Below are 8,511 nucleotides of genomic sequence, written 5' to 3' on the forward strand. Positions count from 1 at the left end.
CCGCCGCTGGGATCCCTTGCACTGGCGCGGATCGGAGTGGACCGCGGATGCGACCGCAGGCTCGCCGGCGGCATGATGGACCGGATCTGGGCGGAGCCATCAACCAAAGTGATGCTGATCCACAATGGCAAGACTCTCATCCGGGATTTCTCCCTGGTCTTGGTGGAGCCAGCGCAAACCGAACAGACCGAGTGGGCTGAGAACCTCATCTATCTGGGGCGAACCACCGTGCCCGCGGATGAACCGGCCGGCACCGACGTCGTACTCATGATCTTGAAGGACAAGCCCGGGGAATGGGACGACGACGCAGAGTGGCTTGGGCTGCGGGAGGTCGCCACTGAGCTGTCCCCGAGGGATGCGGCGCTTTTTGTCGAGGCGGCGGCCGTATCCAATTGGCACGCTACCCACACACACTGCCCGCGCTGCGGATCCCCGACAGAAGTAGAGGCGGGCGGCTGGGTCCGCAGGTGCCCTCTTGATAACAGCGAGCATTATCCCCGGACCGACCCGGCGATCATCGTCACCGTTGTCGATGATCAGGACCGGCTGTTGCTGGGTAATTCGGCGCAATGGTCTGGCAACAGGTTCTCAACACTTGCCGGATTTGTGGAGCCCGGAGAATCGTTGGAAGCCGCCGTGGTACGGGAAATCGCGGAGGAATCCGGCGTCGTCGTTCATTCACCCAAATATATGGGGTCGCAGCCTTGGCCGTTCCCTTGTTCCCTGATGCTCGGTTTCACGGCTCAGGCAGAGGGCACAGAAACCATGCCCGACGGCGTCGAGATCACCGCAGTGCGCTGGTTCACCCGGGAAGAGCTGGCGGAGGCCGTATACAGTGGGGAAATCCAGATTGCCTCCGGAGCTTCAATTGCCCGCTCGCTGATTGAGCATTGGTACGGCGGTCCAATTATTGAACCCGCGGAGACGCCATAGTGAGCGTGCAGGACACGCCCTTCAACGACGAGGCTGAATTGTCGTTGGAGGACCGCATCCTCGGTGGGCTGGATGAGGAGCAGCGCATCGTCGCCTCCACACTGACAGGCCCCTTATGCGTTTTGGCTGGAGCGGGGACAGGAAAGACCCGTGCCATCACCCACCGGATTGCCTATGGAGTCCATGCTGGTGTTTACAACCCACAACGGGTTCTGGCGGTCACCTTCACGGCCCGCGCGGCGGCGGAAATGCGTACCCGTCTACGCGATCTCGGCGCCGGCGGGGTTCAGGCCCGGACCTTCCACGCGGCCGCCCTGCGCCAGCTGCAGTTCTTCTGGCCGCAGGCCGTCGGCGGAGCACTTCCGGGACTGCTGGACCACAAGGCCACCCTAATCGCCGAGGCCGCCCGGCGGCTGAAGGTCAGCACCGACCGCGCCGCCATCCGCGATCTGGCCTCCGAGATCGAGTGGGCCAAGGTCTCCATGTTGACGCCCTCAACGTATCTGGAACAAACGGTTGGCCGGGCCGAACCGGCGGGATTCGACTTCACCACCATCTCCAGGCTCTTCCAGTCCTATGAGGACGTCAAGACGGACCGCAATGTCATCGATTTCGAAGATGTCCTGCTGATCACGATCGGGATACTTCAGGAGGACCAGAAGGTCGCCGCTACAGTGCGGGCGCAGTACAGGCACTTCGTCGTTGACGAGTACCAGGACGTTTCGCCCCTGCAGCAACGGTTGCTTGAACTGTGGCTGGGCGACCGGGAGGAACTTTGCGTCGTGGGGGACGCGAGCCAGACGATCTACTCGTTTACTGGAGCAACGTCGAAACATCTGCTCAAGTTCACGGAGAAGTTCCCGGATTCCACGGTGGTCAAGCTGGTCCGCGATTACCGGTCCACCCCGGAGGTGGTGAAACTTGCCAACGACCTTCTCGCGGTGCGTACGGCTGAGGGCGAAGCCGCGGATCGGCGCAGGACAGCGCTGGGCACCGCGTTACCAGCGTCGAAAAAATCGGTGCGGGACAGCTGGGCAACTCCGCTGCAGCTCATAGCGCAGCGGGAATCGGGTCCGGAGCCGTCGTATACGGAATTCAGCGATGATGAGGCTGAAGCAGCCGGCGTAGTGAGCAGGATCAAAACACTGCTCGAGGATGGTTTGCAAGCAAGCCAGATAGCGGTTTTGTACCGGACCAATGGCCAGTCCGAGGCATACGAGCAGGCTCTGGCGGCCAACAACATTGGATACCAATTACGTGGTGGTGAGCGGTTCTTCGCGCGCAGGGAGGTCCGCGACGCCATTCTTCAGCTGCGGGCGGCCTCCCGTGCGGGAACCGATGAGGCGGTGCCGCAGCAGGTCAGGGACGTCCTGTCCTCCCTTGGCTACAGTGCGCAGGGGCCGCAGACGAGCGGGGCCGTGCGTGAGCGTTGGGAATCACTGTCGGCGCTGGTGGCGCTGGCTGACGAGCTCCATGCAACCAGGACGAAAATACCCGACGCAACGTTTTCGCTCGTGGATTTCGTTGCCGAGCTGGACGAGCGGGCGGCCGCGCAGCATGCCCCTACGGTCCAAGGCGTCACATTGGCTTCATTGCATTCGGCCAAGGGACTCGAGTGGGATGCAGTCTTCCTGGTGGGACTTAGCGAAGGTCTGATGCCGATTTCTTTCGCAAACACGCCCGAAGGTGTCGACGAGGAGCGGCGGTTGTTGTACGTGGGCATTACCCGCGCCCGGAAGCACCTGCAGCTGTCGTGGTCGACGGCGCGAACCCCTGGCGGGAGGGCGAATCGGAAACCGTCACGTTTCCTTGACGGGCTTCGGCCGAATTCGACGCCGCAGGCCAGCCGGGGAACCGGACCCACTCGGAAGCGCCGCAAGCCCGCGGCACCGGCACAGTGCCGTACCTGCGGCAGCATGCTCGCTACGGGGGCGGAGCGCAAGGTCGGTCGATGCAGTGATTGTCCGCCCACCTATGACGAGGCCACCTTCGAAGCATTGCGCAGCTGGCGGCTGGAGGAGGCATCCGCGGCGAAGGTTCCGGCCTTCGTCGTCTTTACGGATGCGACGCTGGTGGCTATCGCGGAGGCAAAACCGGCCACCGCGCAACAGTTGTCCATGCTGGCAGGAGTGGGGCCGAGCAAACTTGAACGGTACGGCGAAGCAGTGCTGGAGATTATCAACGGCGATTGAGCCGTCCAGCCGCTATCCGGCGGCGCAGGCGGCGGGGGCTTGGTCCGTACAGCCGCACGCCGGATGTGGCTGGTAACTTAAACTGGTGCTCGAGCCGTCGGCCGTGCGCATTTGGGTGACGGTCGACCAGCCTGAGGGGCGGTTGACGCCGTCGATCAGCAGCAGCGCCTGGAGGACTGCTGATCCGGCCGCGAATAATGCAACAGCAGTTTCTTCAGGCGGCGGGGCGGTTTCTGCCGAAGCCCGTACACGCATCGCCCGGCAGATCTGCAGCCATTGCGGATCCTGGTCCGCACGGTGCTGGTCGACGCAACCGAGACAGGCGGTTCTGCCGGGTACGACAAGTGGACCAACGAGTACATCCCTGTCCCGGAGTATTACCGGCAAATGCGGTTGCTCCTTGTGCATTAAGTCTGCCTGCAGCTGCTCGTCAGTGATGTCGTTGGCGATATGAATCACCAGGTCCAGTGTGAAAAACGATGCATCGTAGGTCCGCTTTTGTCCCGGCTGACCAATGGTATGGGTCTGGATTGTTGGATCAATGTGGTGTATTTGACGACGTACGGCCGCTGCACGAGGCATCCCGACATCACATAATCGGAACGACCCTGCCCCAACATCTGCGGGACCGACCCGATGGTTGTCGTCGAGCCGGAGAGTGCCGATGCCGGCTCCGGCGAGCGCCTGTGCGATTGTGCTGCCGGTTCGGCCCAGTCCCACAACGCGGACTGCAGCTTGGTTACGCCGCTCCATTAGGGGCGCTGCATTCAATTCATATGCAGCCGACCATTGGATAATGTCGGGTTCGAGACGGTCGGCGCGCAATCCGGACAAAGCGATTTCGTTCTGGGACGGCATGACCAAGACCGGCTGGAGCATCCGGATTAGATATCCGGCACGGACCGGAAGTAACCCGCATTTGCCGGCGAGCACCGACTCCGGTTCGTCGGTCCCTTCAATCAGAAGATTGATCAGTCTTTTATCAGGAACGGTGAGTCCGTCGAGGATGACGCTTTGCTCCCCAACGCCGAACTGGAGGCACTGTTCGGACCGGTCAAACATGTGCAACCGCGGGTTGATATACATTTGCGCCTTCCTCCGTCCTCCAACGCCGTTGGGCGTTGGATCTGTTTAGCCTTGATGCTGCTGATGCTGTTGTCCCCGTCCAGCCATGCTGGCACGTGGAAGGTCGTCGAGTGACGTTTTCCACAGCCGGATACGTGGGAAGTGGTTTGGGCTCAACCGGACGGTAACGTCATGGCATGACTACAACAACGACAGGACAGCCGGTCGAAGTCCGCCGCTCCGCCCGTCGCCGCCGCACGGTCTCAGCATTTTGGCAGGATGGAGTAGCCGTCGTTGCTATTCCCGGGCATTTCAGCGCCGGTGAGGAACGCGAATGGGTCCAGAAGATGGTCAGCCGGCTCGAGCAAAAGAAGGCGAAGGCGGCTCAGCGGCCAGGAGGGTCGGCAACCGGCGACCGGGAACTGATGGATCATGCACTGGAACTGTCAGCCCGCTATCTCGCAGGCAGGGCCCGGCCACAGAGCATCCGGTGGGTCAGCAACCAGAACTCGCGCTGGGGCTCGGCAACTCCGGCTACGGAAACCATCCGTATTTCGGACAAGCTCAGAGGCATGCCGCAATGGGTCATCGACTACGTCATCCTGCACGAGCTGACGCACCTGATTGTCGCATCGCATAACGCGAAGTTCTGGCAGTTGTTGGAGGCCTATCCGGAGACGAACCTGGCCAAGGCATTCCTGGAAGGGGCCGCGTTCGCGAGTTCGCGGGGACTTACCGGGGAAACGGAATTAGACTAGCTTCGGCCCGGGGCATTGCCGCCTTCATCGCCGGAATCACCGTTTCCGTCATCGGGACCGTCGGTACTGTCAGCCTCGGGGCCGCTCTGCCCGGCGTCGCTTGGCTGGTCGTCATAGTCGCCGGAGAGAAGCTTCTGCAAAGCAGCGTCGACATCTTCTTCCGACGCTTCAATCAGTTTTCGGCGGCCGCCAAAGCCGGATGGATCGTCCAGATCCTCGGCTGTCGGCAGGAGGTCCGGATGCGCCCAGATCGCGTCCCTCCCAGCGATGCCCCGGTCTTCCTCCAGATGCGACCACAAAGCCGCGGCATCCCGGAGCCGGCGCGGTCGAAGCTCAAGACCAACGAGCGAGGCGAATGCATGCTCGGCCGGTCCGCCGGTGGCCCGGCGCCGGCGCACGGTCTCCCGCAGAGCCGAAGCAGACGGCAGATTCTGAGCAGCAGCCGCGCTGAGTTCATCGACCCAGCCCTCGACCAGTGCCAAAGTCGTTTCCAACCGTTCCAGGGCCGCATCCTGCTCTGGCGACCGCTGAGGCATGAAGACACCATGGGAGAGTGCTTCCTGCATGGATTCCGGATTCGTTGGGTCAATATCGCGGGCCAGTTCCTCGATCTTTCCCATATCGATGTGGATGCCCCTGGCGAAACTTTCGATGGCACCCAGCAGATGTCCGCTCAACCACGGCACATGGGCGAACAGACGTGCATGGGCCGCCTCCCGGACCGCGAGGAAGAGCATCACTTCCTTCTGCGGCACGTCCAGTCCTTCGCCAAACGAGTCGACGTTTGCAGGCAGCATGGCCATCTGTTTCCCAGCAAGCGGAACCCCGATATCGGAAGCGCTGACAACCTCGCCTGAAAGGGCGCCGACTGCCTGTCCAAGCTGCATGCCGAAGAGCGCGCCGCCCATGTTCTGGAGCATCGACTGTGCCCCGCCCATCATCGCTTTCATCTCCTCCGGCATCTGCTCACCAAGGGCAGAGGAAAGCGCAAACGCGACACTGTTGGCGACGGGTTCTGTCAGCCGCTTCCAGGTATCCATCGTTTCCTCGACCCATTCAGCCCGTGACCACGCCCGGCCGATCATGCTTGTACTCGGGAAATCGGTGACTGGGTCCAGCCACATTTCAGCCAACCGGAGAGCCTCGTCGACCTCACGTGCCCGGGCAGCTGTAATCGAAGGATCATTTCCGGCAGCGGCTGCCTGACGGGCGTTCTCATGTGCCAGTTGCCAATTGACGGGAGCATCGCTTTGAGAACTCATCATGGCCTGGACTTGTTGGAACATCATGGCCAAAGACTGCGGATCGGACGGCATGCCGGTGGCTTTGGCCAGCTCTTCCGGACTGATGCCGCCCGCTCCCTCGCCGCCGAAAAGTTTCGCCAGCATCTCAGACAGAGGATCCTTCGGATTCTCGCCGTCATTGGGTGGGTTGGAGCTCATGGATACCGCCGATCACTGCTGTAGCCTTCTGGGACGTTTAAGTACGCTGTGACGTTAAACGTTACCGGCAGGCAGATCGGCTTGTCGCCCTGCCCGCCACCGGTTCGCTAAAGGCAAAGAAAGCGCCGCCGCGGGCGTAGGCTTGGATAAACACCAGATTCGAGAGGTTGTGCTGTTGAGTTACCCCCCGAATGGGCCGCCCGCATCGTCGATGCGGCCGCAAAAGCCGAAGGATCCAAGGTTCAGCGCAATGGCGGTATCCGGTGTTATCTCGATAGTCCTGATCGTGGTGGCATTCCTGCTTCCCGCACCGTACGTCGTTGAGAGCCCCGGGCCGACATTCAACACTCTTGGTGGCACCGGAGAAGGCGCGGTCATCCAGGTTGAGGACCATCAGGTCTATCCCGCGTCAGGGCACCTGAATTTGACGACCGTTTACGTTACGGGTGGGCCGGGACCAAGGAATAACGTAAGCATTTTCCAGGCCTTTGAAGCCTGGGCTGACCCATCCGACACAGTGTTGCCCGTGGGCCTTGTATACACGCCTGGCACCACCCAGGATCAGGTTCAGCAGCGGAATGCTGCCGCCATGGACTCGTCGCAGGATGATGCAATTGCCGCGGCGTTGACACAGCTCGGCATCGAGTACGAGCAGGAACTCTTCGTCGCGGGTTTCACGGAGGAATCCGCAGCGAAGGGCGTCCTTAAACCGGACGATGTCCTCCTCGAAATCAACCGTACTCCGATCGAGAACATTGATGTCCTGCGTGAGGAGCTCAACGCTTCAAGCGGTGAGAGCGTCCAACTCGCGGTCCAGCGTGACGGGCAAACCATTACCGAGACCGTGACACCGATTGCATCGGAAACCGGGGATTTCCAGCTTGGCGTCTTCCTCGGCACCAATTTCGATTTCCCGTTTCAAGTCGACATCGCCCTGCAGAATGTCGGCGGACCCAGTGCTGGAATGATTTTTTCACTCGGAATCGTCGACAAGCTCACTGAAGGAAATATGACCGGCGGGGAGTTTTTTGCCGGGACTGGAACCATTTCACCCGGCGGCAAGGTTGGCCCTATCGGCGGGATCGCCCAAAAGATGGACGGGGCACGCAGCGAGGGGGCAGAGGTATTCCTCGCTCCGGCTGGGAATTGCAAAGACGTCGTTGGAAACATTCCGGATGGGATGGAGGTTTTCAGCGTTGAGACGTTGGATGAGGCCGTCGAAACTGTGCGGACTGTTGGTTCCGGTGGAGACACATCGGAATTGGATACTTGTGAAGCGCAATAGCGGGCGGATTACAATCAGGCGACATTCGTCGGACATGGCTCTGCCAATTCGCTGTAGTTAACAGTTACAGGGCAGAATGAGAAAGCACGGAACCATCTGCCGCGCCCAGTCGTGGCACAGATAACCGCACCTGAATAACTGCACCAAACCGGTTGCCGTAATGAAGCAGCAGACCCAAATGATGAGGTAAAGAGTGACTTCCGGACCATCCACGCAGGATAGACCACGCCCCATTTTCGGAAACCGCCGCGGACCACTCATTCCGACTTTGATTGTCGTTGGTGCGTTGGTGGCCGGTTTCCTGTTCTTCGCCGGTATTTATGCCGACGTGTTGTGGTTCGATCAGCTCGGATATCTGGACGTCTTTGTCAAGCAGAATGTTACGCAGGCTGCGATCTTCGTCGTTGCAGCAGTCATTATGGGTGCCACCGTTTATGCCAGCCTCAGGGTTGCGTACGGTGCGCGTCCGATCTATGCTCCTGATACAGACGTTCAGGACAATCTGAGCCGCTATCAGGAGACGATTGAGCCTGTCCGCAAGCTGGCCATGATTGGTATTCCGGTTCTGTTGGGCGTTTTTGCCGGAACCGCGGCTTCCTCGCAGTGGCAGCAGGTTCTGCTTTTCTTCAACCAGGTTCCTTACGGGGCCACCGACCCCGAATTCGGACTCGACTACACCTTCTACATGGTCACGTTGCCGTTCCTCGGCTTCCTCGTGGGATTCATGATCAGCGTAGTTTTGGTCGCTGGTATTGCAGGGTTGCTCACGCATTATCTCTATGGGGGCATCCGCCTGGAGGAGAAGGGCATCTTCACCAGTACGGCGGCACGGGTTC

General features: G+C 60.7%; 7 protein-coding genes. 5 read left to right on the forward strand and 2 right to left on the reverse strand.

Annotation, left to right across the window (positions count from 1 at the left end; translation table 11 throughout):
• Both nudC and Y707_RS0118205 read left to right on the forward strand, forming a co-directional pair.
• A partial coding sequence (gene nudC, locus Y707_RS0118200; RefSeq protein WP_333782858.1) for an NAD(+) diphosphatase occupies window positions 1–933 on the forward strand: 933 nt, incomplete at its 5' end.
• The gene (locus Y707_RS0118205; protein WP_275451232.1) at window positions 933–3,125 is read left to right on the forward strand and encodes an ATP-dependent DNA helicase UvrD2; all 2,193 of its coding nucleotides are present in this window, start codon (window positions 933–935) and stop codon (window positions 3,123–3,125) included. The genes nudC and Y707_RS0118205, both read left to right, overlap by 1 nt.
• A gap of 12 nt (window positions 3,126–3,137) precedes the next feature.
• On the opposite strand, the gene Y707_RS27385 is transcribed toward Y707_RS0118205, so the two are convergent.
• Entirely contained in the window at window positions 3,138–4,211 is a 1,074-nt protein-coding gene (locus Y707_RS27385; protein WP_035782534.1) for a ThiF family adenylyltransferase, read from the reverse strand.
• Window positions 4,212–4,387: 176 nt separating this feature from the next.
• Between Y707_RS27385 and Y707_RS0118215 the strand changes: the two genes are divergently transcribed.
• A complete protein-coding gene (locus tag Y707_RS0118215) occupies window positions 4,388–4,948 on the forward strand; it encodes a M48 metallopeptidase family protein (RefSeq protein WP_026536132.1) in 561 nt (186 codons plus the stop codon).
• Here Y707_RS0118215 and Y707_RS27390 read toward each other — a convergent pair.
• On the reverse strand, window positions 4,945–6,390 hold the full coding sequence (locus tag Y707_RS27390) for a zinc-dependent metalloprotease (RefSeq protein ID WP_035782536.1): 1,446 nt from the start codon (window positions 6,388–6,390) through the stop codon (window positions 4,945–4,947). The two genes, Y707_RS0118215 and Y707_RS27390, sit on opposite strands and share 4 nt — an antisense overlap.
• Window positions 6,391–6,640: 250 nt before the next feature.
• On the opposite strand from Y707_RS27390, the gene Y707_RS0118225 reads away from it, so the two are divergent.
• Entirely contained in the window at window positions 6,641–7,675 is a 1,035-nt protein-coding gene (locus Y707_RS0118225; RefSeq protein WP_253905249.1) for a YlbL family protein, read from the forward strand.
• A 193-nt stretch (window positions 7,676–7,868) separates the two neighbouring features.
• On the forward strand, window positions 7,869–8,511 hold a 643-nt coding region (locus Y707_RS0118230; protein WP_253905250.1), incomplete at its 3' end, for a UPF0182 family protein.

This window comes from Arthrobacter sp. H14, from assembly GCF_000520495.1.
Classification (GTDB): domain Bacteria; phylum Actinomycetota; class Actinomycetes; order Actinomycetales; family Micrococcaceae; genus Arthrobacter_C.